At 72.7% G+C, this 18,257-nt stretch carries 16 protein-coding genes; 6 read left to right on the top strand and 10 right to left on the bottom strand.

What is annotated here, in order from left to right; genetic code table 11:
* Positions 1-58 precede the first annotated feature (58 nt).
* From ACIA6C_RS13935 to ACIA6C_RS13915, 5 genes are all read right to left on the bottom strand, one after another.
* Positions 59-694: an SET domain-containing protein gene (locus ACIA6C_RS13935; RefSeq protein WP_399275472.1), complete on the bottom strand. Its 636-nt coding sequence runs from the start codon at positions 692-694 to the stop codon at positions 59-61.
* Positions 695-698: 4 nt separating this feature from the next.
* The gene (locus ACIA6C_RS13930; RefSeq protein ID WP_399275470.1) at positions 699-2,039 is read right to left on the bottom strand and encodes a peptide ligase PGM1-related protein; all 1,341 of its coding nucleotides are present in this window, start codon (positions 2,037-2,039) and stop codon (positions 699-701) included.
* 5 nt (positions 2,040-2,044) lie between these two features.
* Positions 2,045-2,773, bottom strand: a complete 729-nt coding sequence (locus ACIA6C_RS13925) for a class I SAM-dependent methyltransferase (RefSeq protein ID WP_399275468.1) — start codon at positions 2,771-2,773, stop codon at positions 2,045-2,047.
* Positions 2,774-2,954: 181 nt separating this feature from the next.
* Complete coding sequence (locus ACIA6C_RS13920; RefSeq protein ID WP_399275466.1) at positions 2,955-3,800, bottom strand: alpha/beta fold hydrolase; 846 nt, start codon at positions 3,798-3,800, stop codon at positions 2,955-2,957.
* Positions 3,800-5,080 (bottom strand): MFS transporter, encoded by a 1,281-nt coding sequence (locus tag ACIA6C_RS13915; RefSeq protein ID WP_399275464.1) that lies wholly within the window; start codon positions 5,078-5,080, stop codon positions 3,800-3,802. The genes ACIA6C_RS13920 and ACIA6C_RS13915 overlap by 1 nt, the downstream gene beginning before the upstream one ends.
* 378 nt (positions 5,081-5,458) lie before the next feature.
* Between ACIA6C_RS13915 and ACIA6C_RS13910 the strand changes: the two genes are divergently transcribed.
* Positions 5,459-6,670 carry an acetyl-CoA carboxylase biotin carboxylase subunit family protein gene (locus ACIA6C_RS13910; RefSeq protein WP_399275462.1) on the top strand — a complete coding sequence of 404 codons (1,212 nt, stop codon included), beginning with the start codon at positions 5,459-5,461 and terminating at the stop codon, positions 6,668-6,670.
* Complete coding sequence (locus ACIA6C_RS13905) at positions 6,663-7,835, top strand: GNAT family N-acetyltransferase (RefSeq protein WP_399275460.1); 1,173 nt, start codon at positions 6,663-6,665, stop codon at positions 7,833-7,835. Before ACIA6C_RS13910 ends, ACIA6C_RS13905 begins: the two co-directional genes overlap by 8 nt.
* 270 nt (positions 7,836-8,105) lie before the next feature.
* Here the strand turns inward: ACIA6C_RS13905 and ACIA6C_RS13900 are convergent, their stop codons facing one another.
* The 3 genes from ACIA6C_RS13900 to ACIA6C_RS13890 all read right to left on the bottom strand — a co-directional run bounded on the left by ACIA6C_RS13900 (position 8,106) and on the right by ACIA6C_RS13890 (position 11,422).
* On the bottom strand, positions 8,106-8,576 hold the full coding sequence (locus ACIA6C_RS13900) for a DIP1984 family protein (protein ID WP_361139065.1): 471 nt from the start codon (positions 8,574-8,576) through the stop codon (positions 8,106-8,108).
* A 117-nt stretch (positions 8,577-8,693) separates the two neighbouring features.
* Positions 8,694-9,350, bottom strand: coding sequence for an SRPBCC family protein (locus ACIA6C_RS13895; protein WP_399275458.1), 657 nt, complete (start codon positions 9,348-9,350; stop codon positions 8,694-8,696).
* A 140-nt stretch (positions 9,351-9,490) separates the two neighbouring features.
* Entirely contained in the window at positions 9,491-11,422 is a 1,932-nt protein-coding gene (locus ACIA6C_RS13890) for a glycoside hydrolase family 5 protein (protein WP_399275456.1), read from the bottom strand.
* Positions 11,423-11,926: 504 nt separating this feature from the next.
* Here ACIA6C_RS13890 and ACIA6C_RS13885 point away from each other — a divergent pair.
* A complete protein-coding gene (locus tag ACIA6C_RS13885; protein WP_399275454.1) occupies positions 11,927-12,448 on the top strand; it encodes a hypothetical protein in 522 nt (173 codons plus the stop codon).
* Positions 12,449-12,548: 100 nt separating this feature from the next.
* Here the strand turns inward: ACIA6C_RS13885 and ACIA6C_RS13880 are convergent, their stop codons facing one another.
* Positions 12,549-13,385 carry a TIGR03943 family putative permease subunit gene (locus ACIA6C_RS13880; RefSeq protein WP_399275453.1) on the bottom strand — a complete coding sequence of 279 codons (837 nt, stop codon included), beginning with the start codon at positions 13,383-13,385 and terminating at the stop codon, positions 12,549-12,551.
* A complete protein-coding gene (locus tag ACIA6C_RS13875; protein WP_399276224.1) occupies positions 13,382-14,305 on the bottom strand; it encodes a permease in 924 nt (307 codons plus the stop codon). The genes ACIA6C_RS13880 and ACIA6C_RS13875 overlap by 4 nt, the downstream gene beginning before the upstream one ends.
* 315 nt (positions 14,306-14,620) lie before the next feature.
* Here ACIA6C_RS13875 and ACIA6C_RS13870 point away from each other — a divergent pair, with 315 nt between their 5' ends.
* Genes ACIA6C_RS13870 through ACIA6C_RS13860 form a run of 3 tightly spaced genes read left to right on the top strand, consistent with a single transcriptional unit; the run spans position 14,621 to position 17,890 of the window.
* A complete protein-coding gene (locus ACIA6C_RS13870) occupies positions 14,621-14,932 on the top strand; it encodes a trypco2 family protein (RefSeq protein ID WP_399275452.1) in 312 nt (103 codons plus the stop codon).
* On the top strand, positions 14,922-16,970 hold the full coding sequence (locus ACIA6C_RS13865) for a trypsin-like peptidase domain-containing protein (protein ID WP_399275451.1): 2,049 nt from the start codon (positions 14,922-14,924) through the stop codon (positions 16,968-16,970). The genes ACIA6C_RS13870 and ACIA6C_RS13865 overlap by 11 nt, the downstream gene beginning before the upstream one ends.
* Entirely contained in the window at positions 16,883-17,890 is a 1,008-nt protein-coding gene (locus ACIA6C_RS13860; protein ID WP_399275450.1) for a tetratricopeptide repeat protein, read from the top strand. Before ACIA6C_RS13865 ends, ACIA6C_RS13860 begins: the two co-directional genes overlap by 88 nt.
* The last annotated feature ends 367 nt before the right edge of the window (positions 17,891-18,257 follow it).

Below are 18,257 nucleotides of genomic sequence, written 5' to 3'. Positions count from 1 at the left end.
GGGGGGGGGGGGGCCCCCCCCCCCCCCCCCCCGCCGTGGGGGTGCGGGCCCGGCGCGGTCAGGTCTTGCCCCCGCCGGGTCCGGCGAGGGCGAAGTCCGGTGCGCAGACGGTGGATCCGTTCGACGCCTCCTCCAGGGTGTGTGCGCCGCCCCTGGCCCGGCGGTACGGCTCGCTCAGCTCCGTCAGCACGTCGTCCAGCGGCTGTGGCACCCGCGGCAGCCGGGCGAGGGCCGCCTCCACCCGGGTGCGCCACCGCTCGCGGATGCGCGGGTCGGCGCCCTGGCCGGTGGTGACGGTCCCCCGGCAGCCGGGGGACGCGCACCGGCACTCCATGCTCCAGCCGGTGTCCTCCGTGAAGGTGGCGTAGTCGCAGGTCACTTCCTCCCCCGGCGCGATGTCACGTACGGCCACGCCGAAGTCCAGTCCGAGATCCAGGACGTTGGCCTCGCAGGAGTGGTTCATCAGGTACGCGCCGAGGCAGGGCAGCAGCAGGCTCCCGTCGGCGAGCAGGTGGCCGTAGGTGTCGAGCCGTTCGTAGCGGTCCGGGGGCAGGACCGCGACCTGTTCCTTGGTCCAGCGGGAGCACGTGGTGCAGGGGCACCACACCGCCGTACCGGCCGGGATCGGCCGGGTGGCGAACAGTCCCACGTTGTGGGTGCGGCTGGCGCGGATGTCGATTCCACCGGTCAGCACGGGATCACGCCAGCTTGAGGGTGTCGGCGAGCCGGGTCTCCAGCTCCTCGGTCCGCTCCCGCGTTCGGCCCAGGACGAGGTAGCGCCACTTTCCGTCGAAGGCCAGCGTGTCGGCGGTGAGGACGACGCCCTCGTCGGCTCCCGGGGTGAAGTCCAGTCCGGCGGCCCGAACCCGGGCCAGCCCGGATGCGAAGTCGGCTTCGACGCCGCCGGGCCGCGAGTCGGCGATCCACACGGAGGCGGCCGCGCGCTCCTCGCCGAGCAGCCGGCGCACGAGGAGGTCCAGGTAGGTGCATCCGGTCTTGCGGACGTTGCTCTCGGTGGCGTAGAGGGTGTCGTCGGCGGTGATGCCGCCGTCGATGTCGAACGGGCCGCGGTAGCCTGCCTCGTGGAGGCGGCGGCCGAGCGCGAGGCCGCCCCTGACCAGTTCGTCGGTCGCGCCGGAACTCGCCACGAGCGGGGTCACCTGGCCGCTGAAACTGCCGTTCGGCGTGCGCATCTCACCGACGTGCAGGACCTGCGGACCGGCTGCGTACACCTCCATCTCCACGGTGACCACCCGGGCGAAGTCGAGGCGCTCCTCGACGACCCAGCCGGGCGGCTGCTCGGCGACCGAGTCGAGGTAGCCGGCGAGGTCGCCGTCGAGACGGGGGAGGTCGCCGGCTTCCCAGAAGCGGACCCCGTAGCCGTTGGAGCCGCGCAACGGCTTGACGACGGCGGCGCCCTTGGTGTCGAGCACCTTGCGCAGGGCGGCCGCGAGGTCCTCGGGCCCGGCGCAGGTGTGGCCTTCGGCGACGCGGATCCCGAGCTCGGTGGCGATCCGCCGGAAGCCGCTCTTGGTGTTGACGGCGTACACGGCCTCGACAGCGGCGTCCGGGACACCGGACTCCTCGTAACCCTCGACGGGGACGCCCAGTTCGGCCGCGAGGTCGAGGGCCGGGCGGTCCTGGGCGAACGCCTGGAAGCGGATGCCGGGCCGGCTCCGGACCTCCTCGCGCAGCCGGCCCACCAGTGCGTTCGCACGGACGGCGGCGGTGAGGGTGGCGAGGCCCTCGGTGGGCGCGTCGATCAGGGTCACGTCCGAGGGGGCGAAGCCGAGCAGTTCGCAGGCGTAGTCGCACAGGGGCTTCGACATCGCGCGCGGGGTGACGAGTACGTCGCCGGGGCGGGTGAGCCAGATCTTGCGCGGGGACACGGCGACGAGGGCGTCGGCGTGCCGGTGTACGGGGACGGTCACCATGAGCTCGTTGACGAAGTTGCCGAAGACGAGCAGGGGGTAGTCGCGCCGCGAGGCGGTGCTCGGCACGGCGGTGTCCGTCGTGCCGATGGTCCGGGTGGTGTCCATGTCCCTCACTCCCCCGCCTTGACGCCGCCGTAGACGGCGTGGCCGGCCTTCATCCAGTACACGTCGACTTCCCGGAAGCCCGCCGCGCTCAGCCACTGGAGCTGTTCGGAGAGCGGGGACGGCTTGTCGAGTTCGTCCGGGTATTCGAAGCAGCTCCATTCGAGGGCGTGGAACTTCTCGTAGGGCCCGGTGCCGCCCGTTCCGGCGAGGGCCTGAGCGCGTACGGACTCGTTCCACATGCGGCGGGCCAGTGCGAGGCCCCGCTCGCCGGCGGGCTGGACGAGGTCGGCGATGACCAGGGCCCCGCCGGGCCGCAGCAGGGCGTGCACGTCGCGGAAGAGCTCCTGTTTGCCGGGACCGTCGAGGTGGTGGACGGCCAGCGAGGAGACGACGGCGGCCGGCGCGACGGTGCGCCGTCGCCACGACCGGTCCGGCAGATCGAACTGCTCGGTGCGGAAGCGGGCGCCGTGTCCGGCGAGTTCCTTGCCGGCCACGTCCAGCATCGTGGAGCTGAGGTCCATGCCGACGACGGTGGCCAGGGGGAACGCCCGCAACAGCGTGTCGCTCAACCGCCCCTGGCCGCAGCACAGGTCGAGGATCTCGGCCGGTTCGTCGATCGGGGGGATCATCGAGGCCACGACGTCCATCTGGACGCCGCGCTCGGGGACGAAATAATCACCGAGCTCGATGAATTCACTCGAATCTGTCTCTTCCCAGTCCTGTTGCACGCTCACGTGGTTCCTTTCCCGTTCGTCTCGCGACAGCGAAGTCGGCAGAATGGCGCGCCGAAGCGCACGCACCGTGAATGGAAAATGAAAATTCGTCACATCGTCGGCGTCCGACGACTGTGCACCTACCACCGTGGCGGGAGTAATCCCCACACACCGGTATTATTGTATCCGACTTTCCGGATGCCTAGAGGAATCGGCGGACGGATCTCAGCACGTGTTCCGTCGCGTCCGCGTGGCACATGTGGCCGGCGCCCGCGATGACTTCGCCGGTGCCGAGCGCGACCGATCCGGTCAGCAGGGCGACGTGCTCGGGACCCGCCCATCCGTCCAGGTCCCCGGCGAGGGCCAGGGTCGGGCATCTGACGGCGGAGAGGTGCTCCATCTCCCGGTGCAGGACCGGAAAGACGAGTTCGTTGAAGTAGCGCAGCGCGTCCACGTTCGCGGACCACCCCGCCAGTCTCGCCTGCCAGGCGGCGACGCGGTCCGTCATCGGCCCGACCCACAGCGGGATCACCTCGGCGATGAGCCGGCCGAGGCCCGCGTCGTCCGCCGGATAGGCATCGCCCTGCGCCTCCAGCGCGGCGAGGGCCCGCGCGACGGCGGCTTCCTCGCGCCGGGCCTGGTGGAATGCCTCCGCTTGCGCCTCCGCCCGGTCCCCGCCGTACGCCGGGGTGCCCAGCAGTACGAGTTTCCGCACGAGTTCCGGGTACCGGGCGGCCGTCAGCGAGGCCACCGCGCCGCCGTGGGAGTGTCCGAGCAGGTCCACCGGCCCGCCGCCCGCCTCGCGGCGGATCCAGGCCGCGAGGTCGGCGGCGTAGGACTCCAGCGCGTAGTCCCCGGCCGCGGGGCGCGGACTGGACCCGGCTCCCCTCGGGTGGACGATCGCCACCGTGCGGCCGTCCGCGAGACCGTCCAGCGGTTCGAGGTACCGGGGGTCCATGCCGGGCCCTCCCGGATGGCACACGACCAGCGGGCCGCTGCCGCGCCAGGTGGTGGCGAGCGGAAGGGCGGGGGCCGGTGCGGGAGCCATCACCCCTCCTTCGGGACGAGCAGCCGGGCGCAGACCGCGGCCGCCAGCGCCAGCGCCGCGGCGATGGCCAGGGCCCGGGCCGGGGAGCCGCTGTCGACCACGACGCCCCCGAGGGAGGTGCCGACGGGGAAGCCGATGAGGTTCACGCTGATCGACACCGTCATCACCCGGCCCAGCCGCTCCGGTTCGGTGCGCCTCAGCCGCAACGACATCAGACCGACGTTGACCGTGCCCTCCATCACCCCGAACAGGGCGAGCCCCGCGCCCAGCGCCACGAGCGAGCCGAGGGCGCTGACGGGGTAGACGGCGAGGGCGGACAGGATGAGGGCGCCGACCATGAAGCGCCGCTCCAGCCCGGCGCGCACGTACTTGCCCGCCAGCAGCGCCCCCGTACCGCCCGCCAGGCCCAGTACGGCCCAGATCAAGCCGACGTAGCGGCTGGAGGACGCCTCGTCGGCCACCTGGCCGGCGACCGCGACCGGAACGATGATGACGAGCATCCCGTACGCCACCTGGAAGACGGCGTACGAAGCCGCGAGGCCGCGCAGCGTCGGGTTGCGCACCAGGTAGGTGATGCCCTCCCAAGCGGATCGCAGCAGGTGCTGCCCGGGCTTCTGCGGATCCTGCGCCGCGCCCCGGTCGGCGCCCGTCTTGGCGGTGCCCCCGCGCAGCAGCGAGAGGCTCAGCGCGGCGAGGCCGTACATGGCGGCGACCGTGAGCAGCGCCGGGTTGGCACCGGACAGCGCGAAGAGGGCACCCGCCACGAGCGGGCCGCCGACTTCGATCACCGAATACGTGCTGAGGTCCAGCGCGTTGGCCCGGTCGTAGGCGGCGTCCGGGACGAACTGCGGGAACAGGGTGCGGATGCCGCCGTCGGTGAGCGGACTGGTGAGCGAGAAGAGACCCAGCATGACGTAGAGGACGGCCGGGGTGAGCTGGTCGAGGAAGGAGAAGACGGCGATCCCGCCGACGAGTGCGGCGCTGGCCGTGGTGTCCATGGCCACGGCCCGCAAGGCCCCGAAACGGTCGAGCACGGCGCCGGCCAGGGGGCTCACGAGGAACCCGGGAAGCGTCAGGAATGCGCCGCTGAGACCGGCGACCTCGGCCGACCCGAACTCGGCGATCGCGTACAGCACGACCACGAAGAGCAGCATGCCGTGCGCGAGCCGGGACAGGCAGGCGGCCAATAGCAATTGGGGAACGTTACGGCTCGTCAGCACCTTGCGGTACGTGACCGATGGAATGCCTGCTTCCTGTAACTCGCTGGGTCGTGGGGTCATGGTGTCGCGATCACCTGCTGCTCATCTCCTGAGGGCGAAGGTGAAATGAAGAGATCCCGGACAGCGTGACATGTTGCCACGCGCGGACGCCCTGTGGAAGTCTCCCGGAGATCACCGATAACCGCGAACGAGTCGGACGTGGCCGGAAATCACGCATGGACGGAATGAGAATCCGACCCGGTGGCGATCTTTTTATCGTCGACTTGTGGACGACCTGGTGTCGGCCGTCTTCACACGCCCGGAACGGACAAGGAGAAGACCACTGTGACCGCACACGAACCGCTACCGCCGGACCGCCGTGCTCTGGACGTTCTCTATCTCGGATGGCAGCGCGAGGCTGTTGAAGCGCTTCGGGATCTCGGGGCCGATGTGACGTGCGTGGTTTCTTTCGTTGACCGCTTCAAGCCATCCGAAGAGGGATTCACGGGTGTGGTCGCCGTCGCCCGTGACCACACGTCGGTGGAGGAGGTGCTCGGCGCGCTGGCCGATCTGCGTCTTGCGCCGTCCGCCTTCCTGACCGTGTGCACCGAGGACGAGTTCGCCATCGTGACAGCCGCCGTTCTCGCGGAGCTCGGCTGCGCGCAAGCCTTCCTCACGCCCGCCGTCGCGCTCGCCCTGCGCGACAAGGGCCTGCAGAAGCAGCGGGTACGGGACGCCGGGCTGCCGGTGGCGGACAGCGCGCGCTTCTGCGGCCTGGACGAACTGGCCGGGGCCGTGGAGACCGGATCGGTCGCACTGCCGCTCGTCGTGAAGCCGCCGGCCGGCGCGGGCTCGGTCCACACCCGGGTCGTCCGCGACGCGGCGTCGCTCGCCGCCTTCGCCCGGGACGTGGGGGACGCCCCCGGGCCCTGGCTGGTCGAATCGTTCGTCCGCGGCGAGGAACTGCACGTCGACGGAGCCGTCCGCGACGGTCGGACGGTCATCGTGTCGGTGAGCCGGTACCTGCACAACGTGGTCGAGGTGCACCGGGGCCGACTCGTCGCCTCCGCCACTTTGGACGCCGGCTCCGACCAGGCTCTGCCGGATGCGCTGGCCGCCCTGACCGAGCGTGCGCTCCGCGCGATCGGGCACACCGACGGGGTGTTCCACCTGGAGGCCTTCCACGACGACGGCGCCCTGGTCTTCGGGGAGTGCGCCGGGCGCATCGGCGGCGGCATGATCCTGGAGGCGGTGCGGGGGAAGTACGGAGTGGACCTCTACCGGGAATGGGCCGCGGCGGCCCTCGGTCTGCCCTCACCGGCGGCGGGCGGCGGCGGAACCCCGGGTGCCGGTCCGGAACCGGAGCCGGAGAAGGACTCCTTCGGCTGGGTCAATCTGGCCGCGCCACCGGGCCGGATCCGGGTCCTGCCTTCGCAGAGGTCCATCGAGAACCGTCCGGGGGTGGTCCAGGCCCAGCTGTGGGCCAAGGAGGGCGACCGGATCGGGGACATGCGCGAGGGCTCCCACCTGCTGGTGGCGAAGGCACTGGTACGAGCCCCCGCCGAGGCGGTGGTTCGGGAACGGCTGGCCGAGGTCGGTCAGTGGTTCGCGGCCGCCCTGGACATGGAACCCGAGCCCGTCGCCGACGGAGAAGGCGGTTCGGATGCCTGACGCGCGCGAGCCCGAGGTCCGCACGCTCTCGCTCGTCGAGGCCGGCAAGCTCTCCTCCTGGGCCGCCCTGTGCGGATCCGCTGACCTGTTCTGCACCCCGGGGTGGCTGGCCGTGGAGGAGGCGGCCGTCGGTCCCTGGGTGCCGACGGCGGCCCGGTGCCTGGCCGTTGCGGCGCCCGCGTCCGGCGCTGCCCCGGGGGCCGCCGTGGACGACGAGCGGCTGCTCGCGGGGATGACGGTGCAGCGCTTCGACCGGTCCGTCGACGACGACACGGTCCGGCTCGACAAGATGCTGGTCCCCGGGGCGGGAACGAGCGCGCGGGAACTGGCCGACGTGCTGCTGCCGTCCCTGATGTGCGGCGGATGGTTCAACTCCAGGGTGCTGACCTCCCCCGGCCTGCCGGAGCCGGAACTGCCGTCAACGCGCCGCTCCCTGATCAGCGCCGCGATCGGCACCGCGCGGTCCTGGGACTGCCCGGCCGTCTTCCTCCCGTACGTGGACGCGGGCGACCGGGGGCTGCGCCGCGATCTGCGTGCGGCCGGCTTCACGGAGTTCCCGGCTCCCGCCCGGCACGTCTTCGACTGCGACCATCCCGGGCAGGCCGCCTACGTGGAGACCCTGCCCTCGCGGCGCAAGGTCCGGCTGCGCAAGGAGCTGCGGCGGTTCGCGCAGGCCGGGGTGGTCACGGCGCACTCACCGCTCGACGGGTCCAACGTGGAGCGGATCGCGGCCCTGGCCCACAGCCTGGAGCAGAAGTACGAACAGCTGTGTTCGCAGGAGCAGTTGACGGAGTGGTTCACGGCCATCGCGGCCCACACGGACGCGACCGTGTTCACCGCGGCGCTGGACGGCCGGCTGTTCGCCATGTCGATGTGGCTGCGGCACGAGGAGCGGCTGTACGGCTTCCACGCCGGCTTCGACTACGAGGTGGGCGCGGGCCTTCCCATGTACGCGGTGGTCGGCTACCACCTCCCCATCGCGTACGCCTGCGCCGAACCCGGCCTGCGGACGATGGAGTACGGGATCAGCGCGGACGAGGCGAAGTTGCTGCGCGGCACCGAGGCGATGCCTCAGGTGCTGGCCGTCAAACCGCTGACCGGGCCGGCCGAGCGGGCGCTCGCCGCGTGCGCGCCCGCCGGCCCCGGTCAGGATCGGCGTGCGTAACCCGACCGAGCGTCCTCCGGGAATCGCCGTTGTAGCTGGTGCTGCGATGTGGAAAGCCCCGAACCCGCCCTCGCAGCGTCGGATCTGCACGTGGTGATGTGCTGTGCGAGGTGCACCTTCACCTGTACGCGGTGCTGGGCTGCGCTGTCGATGGGGAATCGAACCCCGCGTTGCCCTTCACGCGCCAGGAGGGGGCCGGAAGACCGCCGGCGCTCGGTGTGTGCACGCCTCCGAGACTGCTACCTGCTCCACATCGTCCCGCTGGAGTGCTCAGTCCAGCAGATCGACCTCCCAGTTCGTCCGCTGGATCCGCACGTCGACCTCGCGGATCTCCCGGGCGAGCGCATCGGCCTGACCGCGCAGTTCCGCTACCGGAAGCGCGGAAAGCATCAGCAGCTCGGACCGGAGCTGCCGGCCGTATCCCCGCTCGCCCTTGCCGGCGGCCGCGTCCGCCGCCGCGGTGACCACGGAGTGGCGCAACCGCAGGACGTCCCGGCGTGCGAGGGCATCGGTGAGCGTGCCGTCCGCACCCGTCTCCACGGTGGCGTTGGTCCGGTTGATCCGCCGGATCAACGTCTCCAGGGCGTCCAGCACCTCACCGGCCTCGGCCAGCAGCTGAGCCGCGTCCTCGGCCGGTGCGTCCCCTTCCTGGTACCGCGCACTGTCGACGACGCGCGCCCGCAGCTGTTCCACACGGCGCGTCGCCTCCGCGCGTTCCGCCAGTGCCTCGGCAAGCTTCACTGTCCCCACCTCCCTCTCCTTGGACTCGCACGAGCATACGAACGCGAACCAGCGGCACGCATGCGAATTCGAGGAGGCGGAGGCGGTGGGGCCGCGCACCGTTCTCGTGTGCCCGCGTCACTCCGGCCGGTGGTGTGCCCGGGCCTCGGCGGTGGCCTTCAGGTCGTTCAGCCATGCTTCGAGTCCCCGGCGCAGGAGAGCGGTCGCGGTGGGGACGTCGGCGTCGACCTGAGGGCCGGTATGGGTCTCCTCCGTGCTCACCCTGACGCCGCCCCGGGTCCGGGTGAAGTTCCATACGTGGACGCCGCCGATGTGCAGTCCGTCGCCGATCGCCGGACCCGTCCAGCGGATGCAGGAGTGGTGCGCGAGCTGTTCGACCGTCGAGGTGATCTGCAGGCTGGTGGCCGGAGTCGGGTTGGGGGGCACCGGAGTCGTCCACCGGAAGGCCGAACCCCGGCGGAGCGGGCCGGGATCGAGGCGTTCCGCGGTGGTCACGGGGGCCTGCCAGGACGGCCAGCGCCCGATGTCGGTCTGTAACTCCCAGACCGTGCTCAGCGGTGCGTCGATGAGGATCTCGTCCCGGTACCGGACGGCGGCGTCCGGGTCGACGCCCGCGCCGCGGCAGGTGAGGGACTTGGCGGGGCGGTGGGACGCGGCGGCGCCGGCGGGTAACGCGGCGGCGCCGGCGGGTAGCGCGGCGGCGCCGAGGACGCCGACGACGAGCGGGACGGTGAACAGGGCGGCGCGGATGCCGGTGCGGCGGATGCCGGTCATGGGATTCTCCTTCGGCTTCGCGCGGCACGGACGTACCGAGCGGCAGAGGATCAAGCGATGGTGAGAGGCTATAACTCATCTTCGTGATAGGCAATATGTTGCGTGACACCTTCTCACCCACCACTCCGGGGCCGGTCGTCTCAGCCGGCCGGCAGGGGCCGACACAGGAGCGCCGCCGGGGTCGGACGGGCGGCGACGCGGGTGGTGAAGGCGATGCCGGCCGCGTACTCGGCCGGCAGGCACTGGCCCTTGTAGTGGCCGGAGGCGAAATCGCCGCCCCCGGCGTCCGCCGGGCGGTTGTCGCCCCGGTCGAACCAGACCGTACGGCCGCCGCCCGTGGGCAGCGCGGTGCGCGCCGGGGCACACAGGGCCGCCGAGACCCGCTCGCCGCGGACGCTGTACCCGATGAGGAACTGCCCTTGCGGACACTGGAGTTTGGTGTAGCCGCCGGCCCAGTCGCCGCCCGGCGGGACGTACGTCTCGTCGCGGACCACCGTCTGGCCGGCGGCCGCGGACCGCAGGTCGGAGGTGGAGCACAGGCCCCGGCCCCCGGTGTGGCTGAGACCCGCCAGGCGGGCGCCGTCGGGGCAGACCGCTTTGCGGGCGCCGGAGTCCCAGTCCCCTGTGGCTCGGGTGCGCAGCGAGGCGTTGTGGTCCCGGTGGTCGGTACTCAGCTGGTACCAGGCGACGGTGGCGGGGACGGGCCCGGTGCGGCCGGGGGCGGCGGTGAGGGTCGTCCAGGTGCCGGTGCGCCAGTCGGCGGGGTCGAGGATGCCGCTGCGGCGGCCGGTGGCGTCGTAGCGGAGGAGGGCCCAGGTGTCGCCGGCCGGGGCGCCCTGCGCGGTGGTGCTCCAGCCGACGAGCGGCCAGTAGGCGAAGTCGGCGTCCGAGGCCGCGAGATCACCGGTGAGGTTCTGGAACCAGGCGCGCGGCGCGGCCCCGTTCTCGTCGGCGCCGATGCCGAATTCGCTGATCCAGACGGGGGCGGTGAAGTGCGTCCCCGTTTCGGCGGAGACGAAGAAGGCCTGGTCGTAGAGCGTCTGGCGGAGCTCGGCGGGTGTCATGTCCTGGTAGCGGGCGTCATGGGTCTCGCCGAGGCCCGTCGCGCCGCTGTGGTGGGGGCCGGTGTACCCGTAGAAGTGGGCCGAATACACCAGCTTGTTCGAGACGACGAGGGTGTGGGAGAGGGTGCGCACGGGGGTGAGGGCGGGCCGGCCGTGGGGCAGGCCGTCGAGGGGGATGCCGGTCCAGTTGATGCCCTCGATGACGATGAGCAGCTCGGGGTTGGCCTCGGTGAGGATTCGGTCGGCGGCCTCCTGGGCGGCGGCTTGCCAGTCGTGGGCGTCGCCCAGGCCCCAGTTGGGGTCGTCCCAGGTGTCGCGGCGGACCTCGTTGTAGAGGTCGGCGCCGACCACGCGCGGGTTGTCGCGGTAGCGGCGGGCGAGGAAGACCCAGTCGTCCGCCCACTGTGCGGTGGAACGGCTGCTGTTCCAGCGTTCGTTGCCGTCGAGGCCGCAGCACCAGCGGGTGGTGCCGGTGTGGTTGTTCAGGATGACGGCGAACCCTGCGTCGGTCAGGGCGCGTACGACGGCGTCGTAGACCTGGAGCGGGGTGCGGCCCCGCATGTCCGGGTTCGCGGCGACCGCGGCGTCGGGGACGGGGGTGGTCGAGTGGAGCATCTCGTTGGAGAAGGGCAACCGGATGCTGTTGAGGCCCAGGGCCCGGAAGTCGGCGAGCAGGGCGGGCAGGGAGGCCCGGTCCAGGCCCAGGGGGATGCCGTGGGAGTCCTGGCCCGCGTGGTGGTTGGCGGGGTCGCCTTGGTCGCCGGAGCCGTTCCAGGAGCCCTGTGCCCCGTCCCAGTTGCCGGAGCGCAGGCGGAAGCGGTTGCCCTGGGCGTCGACGACGTAACGTCCCCGGGTGGAGAGCGGGGGTGTCCAGGGCGCGTCCACCGGAGCGGCGGCCGGCGCCGGGGACGACGCGGCCGCGGTGGCGGAGGCGGCGGCCGTGGTGGCCGGTGAGGCGGCGCCAGCCAGGAGCAGCACGCTCAGCACCACCCGTACGAGGCTCTTCATGTCGGCTCCCGCCGGACGTGGCCGCCCCGTTCCCGGGCGGCTGCGGCGACAAGTTACCGTCCGGTCGCCGGACAAGGAAGGCGCGGAACGCGGCGTCCGTGGATTCCGGGTTGTGCTCGGCGCGCCGGTCCCGAGGCCCTGGTGCGGACGCGTGTCACATCGGCGACGCGTCGTCCGCCTCGGGTGCCTCGGGTGCCTCGTCCGCCTCGGGTGTAGGCGGATGGTGTCCGTCCGTCCGTCCCGGCCCCGGGCCCCACGGGCCCGGCCCCGGCGTACCGGTACCCGGACCAGAGCGCGGCGGGCCCGTTCAGCGCAGCCGAGCTGCCGAGAGCCGCGCCACGCGAGACCGCCGCGGACCGGACCGAGAAGTCGCCCCGTCTCCAAGTCCCCCTGGCCACAAGGCGCCCGGACCGGACCGGCGGACGACGGGCTGCGATCACCCATCCGAGGGGTGCGGCGGCCCGTCGGGGGTCCGCCCGAGTGCGGGTACGGCACGGTGACGGTATGCGTCGCTCGTCTCTGCCTCTGCTCCTCGCCGCCCTGCTCGCGGCCTCCGGATGCGTCACCGTCCACCGTGCTCCGACCCCGGCCGCCCACGTCCACTCCCCCGCTGCGGCGCTCGCGGACCCCGAGCCCGCGGACGAATCCCGGCCCGGCCGACTCGGTGCCGCAGCGGCGCTGCCCCTGTCGCCGTTGCCCGAGACCACCCCCGGCACCCCGGCCGAGCCCGCGGAGCCGGACCTCCCGCCGGGCTCTGCCGCCCGGCCCGTGACGTCGGTGCGCGAGACCGGCGCGGGCCGGGATCCGGGCTCGGCGCCCCGCCGGACGGTCATCCCCGAGCGGGCTCCGCGCCCGGGGCTCACGGCGAAGCGACGGCCCAGCACCCGCACCCCCGCACCGCACCGCCCCGCGCGTCCCGCCACCGGAGCGGGAGCCCGCGCTGGGGAGATGGCGCGGCTGTGTCAGGCGGCGCGCGGTGTCACCAGTCCCGCCGTCGCCGCCCTGTGCCAGCAGACCTGGCGGTGACCACGCGGGGCCCTGCACCGAACCCCCGCCCCTGAGCGGCCAAAAGGGCCGAGAGCCGGCGGCCCGTGCCCCGATCGCCGTGACGACCACCCTTCACCTGTCAACGAGAGGGAACGAGCGGCAGACTGTCGCTGTACCCGTTCACCGGCCGGTCGACCTCCTCGACCGTGCGGACGTCCAGCTCGGCCGGGGCGGACTGCGTGCCGAGCGTTCCGCCGGGGTGCCAGGTGCCGGTGACCGAGACCCAGGTGTCGGCGGGCAGGGAGGGCGCGCCGTGGACGCGGACCTTGACGGACTGCGCGTCGGCGGCGCAACACGAGATGACGATCCGGGTGAGGTACCAGCCGTCGCCTCCTTCGTCGAGCGTGACCAGGCCGCTCATCTGCACCGTTCGCCCCTTGATGGCCTGGGTTCGGTCCTGCTGCACCCGCCGCGTGAACTGGGTGAGGGTCATGGGCAGCGGTGAGGTGGCGGGCAGCGCCTCGAAGTGCCGCTGCTCGGTGACGACCTTCGCGGTGTCGCGGGAGGCGGTGTACGAGCCGAGGGCCGGTGGGGCGTAGACGATGAGGCTCAGGGCGGGCAGGAACAGCAGCCACGCCACCCTGGGCACACCGGAGTGGTCGTGGCCATGCGCGTGCACGTGCCTGTGCTCGTGCCCCTGCCCGTGCGCATGCCGGAGGCCGTCCGTCTCGTTCGGTTCGCCGTCGCCGGTGCGGTCCGCGTGACCGTGGGTCGTCACGGCCCCCCGCCGGGCGTTGGTCCTGATGGAGGACCACGTTTCCGCCACCGCCAGCACGAGCAGCAGGACACCGGAGGCGATCAGCAGGGGCCTCATGCCCGGCTTGACGTACCTCAGGCACAGGTCGGTGAACAGCGAGATGTGCAGCAGGCCTGAGCCGCTGAGGAGGAGCAGGAACGCCTGCGTCGGCCGCTTCACAGCAGTGCTCCTCCGATCAGAGCGCTGCACAGCACCGCCACGACCGTCGTGGCGGTGGAGAAGCGGATCGCGAAGGGGCGGCCGAACGTTCCCGCCTGCAGGGCGATGAGTTTCAGGTCGACCATCGGACCGACCACCATGAACGCCAGTCGCGCCAGGGGCGAGAAGCCGGTGAGCGAGGCCGCCACGAAGGCATCGGCCTCGGAACACACCGCGAGGACGACGGCGAGCCCCGCCAGGAAGAGCACGGACAGCCAGGGGGAGCCGGAGAAGACGTCGAGGACCGAGCGCGGGACCGCCACGTTGAAGGTGGCCGCCGCCATCGCTCCGAGGACCAGGAATCCCCCGGCGTGGAGGAAGTCATGCTGGAAGCCGAGCCGGAACTCGTTCCAGCGGCTGTGCCCCGTCCGATGACCGGTGTACCGCACCGCGGGACGCAGCCACTCCTCGCGGCCCAGCCAGAGCCAGAGCCATCCCATCGCCGCGGCAGTGGCGAGCGAGGCGAGGAGCCTGGCCAGGACCATGGCGGGACTACCGGGGAAGGCGATGGCCGTGGCGGTCAGTACGACGGGGTTGACGGCGGGCGCGGACAACAGGAAGGCGAACGCCGCGGCGGGGGTGACCCCACGGCCGATCAGGCTGTTGGCGACCGGGACCGAAGCGCATTCGCAGCCGGGCAGCACCATTCCGGCGAGGCCGGCAACCGGGACGGCGAGCACCGGCCGCTTCGGCAGCGCCCGGCTGAACATGCGTTCGGGCACGAACGCGTTGATGGCACCGGACAGCGCCGTGCCGAGCAGCAGGAACGGCAGGGCCTGGACCGTCACGGCGAGGCAGACGGTCCGCCAGGCCTGCACCGCCGACGCGTCCAACCACCCCACGCCGACCAGGATGACGACACCGCAGACGGCCATCGCCATGCACCACAGGTACATCCAGCCGGGGATCGGCCCCCGAGAGGAGACGCCCTCGGACGGCGCAGCGACTGCGGCGGTCGTCCCCGCCTCCCCGGCGAGTTCAGCCATCTTGCGCATGCCATCTCCGCATGTCGGAAGTTCGGATCGGAATATAGCGGGCGCCAGGCCGAAAACCCTCGCTCCGACGCGGCGCAGGCGGGGGTGTGGTCGACCGGCGGGCGCAGGGGTCGCGGGAGCGTCGCCGTCGCACGCCGTGCATGATGATGTTGCCTACTATCGTGGGTAGTTGACGTGCGGATACGGCCTGGGGGGTCTCCTGTGAATGATGCGGTCGAACTGGCGGACATGATCGGACAGCTGCGCCAGGAGCTGAGCCGGGCGATGTCCGCCGGCGAGGACTCCGATCTGAGGTTCAAGGCGGAGCGCGTGGAACTGGAACTGACCGTGGGAGTGGAGCGGACCAGCGAACCGGGTGTGAAGGTGCGGTTCTGGGTGTTCGACGCCGGCGCCTCGGCGAAGCGCTCGGCGACCGTCACGCAGAAGCTGACCCTCACGCTCCAGCCCGTACAGGCGAACGCACCTGAGCAGGTGGCCCTGATCTCCGGTGACGAGCTGCTCGGTGAACGCTGAGGCGACCCCCGGGCGGGGCGGACTCGACCCGCACCGCATCGCCGAAGTCATCGTCACCAGCGCCGCCGGAGGCGGCCGGCGGGGCTCGGGATACCGGGTCGGCGACACGGCGATACTGACCGCCTTCCACGTGGTGGCGGGGGCGGCAGCGGTGCAGGTGCGCTTCGACGCCGACCGGCCGGGCCAGTGGGTCGCGACGGCGGCGCTCGCCTGGTCGGATCCCGGGACGGACGTCGCGGTGCTGACCTTCACCGCCCCGCCGGGCACGGCGCCCGTCCCGCCGGCGCGGTTCGGGCGCATCGGCGACGACCGCCACGCCGTCATCGACGTCCACGCGGCGGGCTTCCCCTTGTGGAAGCGCCGGCGCGGCGCCGACGGCAGGCAGTTCCGGGAACTGCACCAGGCTGACGGAACCGTCGCCGCCCTGTCCAACCTGCGCACCGGAACCCTGGAGATCACGGTCCCGGCGGCGGCCGCCGACCCCGACCCCGCGGTATCGCCGTGGTCGGGGATGTCCGGGGCTGCCGTGTGGGCCGGGGCGTTCCTCGTCGGAGTGGTCGCCGAGCACCATCGCGGAGAAGGTCTCGGCCGGCTCACTGCCGTCCGTATCGACCGCACCCTTCAGCGGGTCGCCGACGGCCCCCGGGCGGAACTGGCTGTGCTGCTGGGCATCCCCGGTCACACGGCACTGCCGGACGTGGGCGTCGAACCGGACGCCCCGGCCCCGCCGCTCTCGGCCAAGGTCATCGGGCTGCCCGTCGCGCACGGCCTGGAGCTGTTCAAGGACCGTTCCGAGGCCCGGGACCTGATCGGGCGCCACCTCGCCGACCCGGGCATCCGTATGGTCACCGTCACCGGACGCCGGGGCATCGGCAAGAGCGCGGTCGCCGCGAAGGTCATGGAGCTGCTGGAACGCGGCGAGTGGCCCGGCCACGCCCAGGCGCCGCTGCCGGCGGGCTTGATCAACCTGAGCACCCGCACCTCCGGGGTCTCCCTCGAACGCCTCTACTTCGACTGCGCCCGCGCCCTCGGCCCCGCGCACGAAGCACGCCTGCTGGAGGTCTGGGCCGCCAACCGACCCGTGCCGGACAAGATCGACGAACTGTTCACCGCGATGGGCGACCGACTCTTCGTCATCCTGGTCGACAACCTGGAGGACCGGCTCCTGGATGACGGCCGGCTCGACGACGAGGAACTCGACACCTTCTTCGACTGCCTCTTCCGGGCTCGCGGCACCCCGAGGCTGCTGGTCACCTCGCAGCTGCCGCTGCGCCTGCCGCCCGAGCTGCGCCGGTTCGCCGCCGAGGTCGAGCTGTCCGACGGTCTGCCGCCCGCCGAATCCATCGCGCTGCTGCGCGAGCTCGACCAGGACGGCACTCTTGGTGTCGCGCAGCTCTCGGATGCGGAGTTGCTCCAGGCGGCGGTCCGCGTCCACGGCGTGCCGCGCGCACTGGAGCTGCTGGTGGGCGCCATGGCCGACGACACCCTGTCGCTGCCGACACTGGAGGACGTCCTGGAGGACTTCACCCTGCGCGGCGACGTGGTCGCAGGCCTGGCACAGGACCGCTACCAGCGCCTGCACGCCGGCAGCCGCTGCGTGCTGGACGTGCTGGCCGTGCTGCGCACCCCCGCGCCCCGTGAGGCGGTCGAGTGGATCGTCGGCGGCCTCGATCCCGGCCTCGACGTCACCGCCGCCCTGTCCGGCCTGCTGCGGATGCGCATGCTGACGGTGGACCGGGGAACGCGTACGTACGCCCTGCACCCGATGGACGCCGACTTGGCGTACGGTTCCCTGCCGGCCGAAGGCCCGCTCGGGCGCCCCGCGTTGGAGCGACGCGCGGCCGAGTGGTACGCGAGCGTCGCACCGCCCCGCCCCGCCGGGACTGGCGCACGCTGGACGACGTACAGGCGTACCGGCGCGCGTTCGACCACCGGGTACGGGCTGCAGACATGGACGAGGCAGCGCTGGTCCTGGGCGCCATCGGGCAATGGATGGTGTGGCACGGCTCCGTGGTCGCCGCGATATCTATGCACCTGACACTGGAGGAACAATTGACCGACGACCGGGCACGACTCGCCCACCTCATCGGCTTCGGCCACGCCCGGCTGAGCGGTGGCCCGCTGCCGCACGCTGTCGAGCTGTTCACCGAGGCCGCGGAGGTGGCCGAGCGCGTCGAAGACCGTCGCGCGCTCCAAGAAGCCATGTTCGGTCTCGGTGACGCGCACCGGCAGCTGGGCCGTCTGGAGGACGCGACGAGCCCGCTGGCCCGGGCCGGCACGCTGGCACGGGAGAACGGCGATGCCGAAGCCGAGGCCCACGCCCTCCTCAGTCTCAGCCTCGCCCACAGCACCCTCGGCGACGGGGAAGCGGCCCTGGCGGGCGCCGACCGGCTGGGCGAACTCGCCGCGGCCTCGGGGGACCGGCTCACCGAAGCCCGCTCCTTGAACGCCCGCTTCACGGCCCTGCTGACCCTGGGCCGCTGGGAGGAGACCATCGCGGCGGCCGAGCAGGCAGTAGACGCCTACGCGGCCGCGGGCGTCCAGGAGGCGACGGACTACGCGCTGAACGCCAAGGGCGTGGCCCTGCTCGCCCTCGGCCGCCCCGAGGAGGCCCTGGCCTGCCTGGAGGAGGCGCTGCGCGCGGCGTCGGCCATGGAGAACCCGCGGACCGAGGGCGTCTGCCTCTACAACTCCGCCTGGGCGCAGTGGACCCTGGGCCGGTACGGGCGGGCGGCCGAGGCGGCCGAGCGGTCGGCCGCCTCCCTGCAGCTCGCCGGGGCCGCCGAGGCCGCGGCCGCGCAGGCGCTCGGCGAAGCGGCCCGCGCCAGGATGATGCCCGCCGCGCGCAAGGCGGCCGATGCCCTGGAGCGTGCGGCGCAGGGGGCCGGCAGCAACGTGGAGATGGTCCGCCCGGCCTGGCTGACCGCGCAGGCCGAGCACCTGCGCGACCACGCCTGACGGCGCGCCGCCGAACCGCCCTGCGCAGCCGACCGTCTGGCGCGCGGGGCGCCCGGACCGCCGAGCCGCTGAGCCCGGCCTCGCCGGACGGGCTCAGCGGCACGGTGCACCGACCCCGAGCCCCGGGCGCGGCGGGGCGCAGAAGCCCGGACGGGCCCCGGCCCGGGCGCGGTGCTGTTCCCGAGGTGCGGTGGGTGCGGCGGGGCGCCACCCGGAGGGGTCGCCGTCGACGCCGTCAGCATGCGAAGCACCGACCTGATCCTGCTTGCCGTCTCCGCGGCGTCACGCCCGGCGCGAGATCGGCTTCGTCCCGCCCATGTCGATCACCGTGCACTGGTGCGCGTCCTCCCCTGCATTCGTGCCGGCC

It is taken from the genome of Streptomyces sp. NPDC051578 (assembly GCF_044454045.1).
Taxonomy (GTDB): domain Bacteria; phylum Actinomycetota; class Actinomycetes; order Streptomycetales; family Streptomycetaceae; genus Streptomyces.
The sequence above is the reverse complement of the archived record's forward strand: the minus strand, read 5'-3'. Positions and strand labels throughout refer to the sequence as shown.

Excerpts from the sequence above, each read along its gene's own strand:
- ACIA6C_RS13930 (WP_399275470.1), bottom strand. The coding sequence starts at position 2,039 with ATGGACACCACCCGGACCATCGGCACGACGGACACCGCCGTGCCGAGC.
- ACIA6C_RS13920 (WP_399275466.1), bottom strand. The coding sequence starts at position 3,800 with ATGGCTCCCGCACCGGCCCCCGCCCTTCCGCTCGCCACCACCTGGCGC.
- ACIA6C_RS13915 (WP_399275464.1), bottom strand. The coding sequence starts at position 5,080 with ATGACCCCACGACCCAGCGAGTTACAGGAAGCAGGCATTCCATCGGTC.
- ACIA6C_RS13905 (WP_399275460.1), top strand. The coding sequence starts at position 6,663 with ATGCCTGACGCGCGCGAGCCCGAGGTCCGCACGCTCTCGCTCGTCGAG.
- ACIA6C_RS13895 (WP_399275458.1), bottom strand. The coding sequence starts at position 9,350 with ATGACCGGCATCCGCCGCACCGGCATCCGCGCCGCCCTGTTCACCGTC.
- ACIA6C_RS13890 (WP_399275456.1), bottom strand. The coding sequence starts at position 11,422 with ATGAAGAGCCTCGTACGGGTGGTGCTGAGCGTGCTGCTCCTGGCTGGC.
- ACIA6C_RS13885 (WP_399275454.1), top strand. The coding sequence starts at position 11,927 with ATGCGTCGCTCGTCTCTGCCTCTGCTCCTCGCCGCCCTGCTCGCGGCC.
- ACIA6C_RS13875 (WP_399276224.1), bottom strand. The coding sequence starts at position 14,305 with ATGGCGATGGCCGTCTGCGGTGTCGTCATCCTGGTCGGCGTGGGGTGG.
- ACIA6C_RS13860 (WP_399275450.1), top strand. The coding sequence starts at position 16,883 with ATGGACGAGGCAGCGCTGGTCCTGGGCGCCATCGGGCAATGGATGGTG.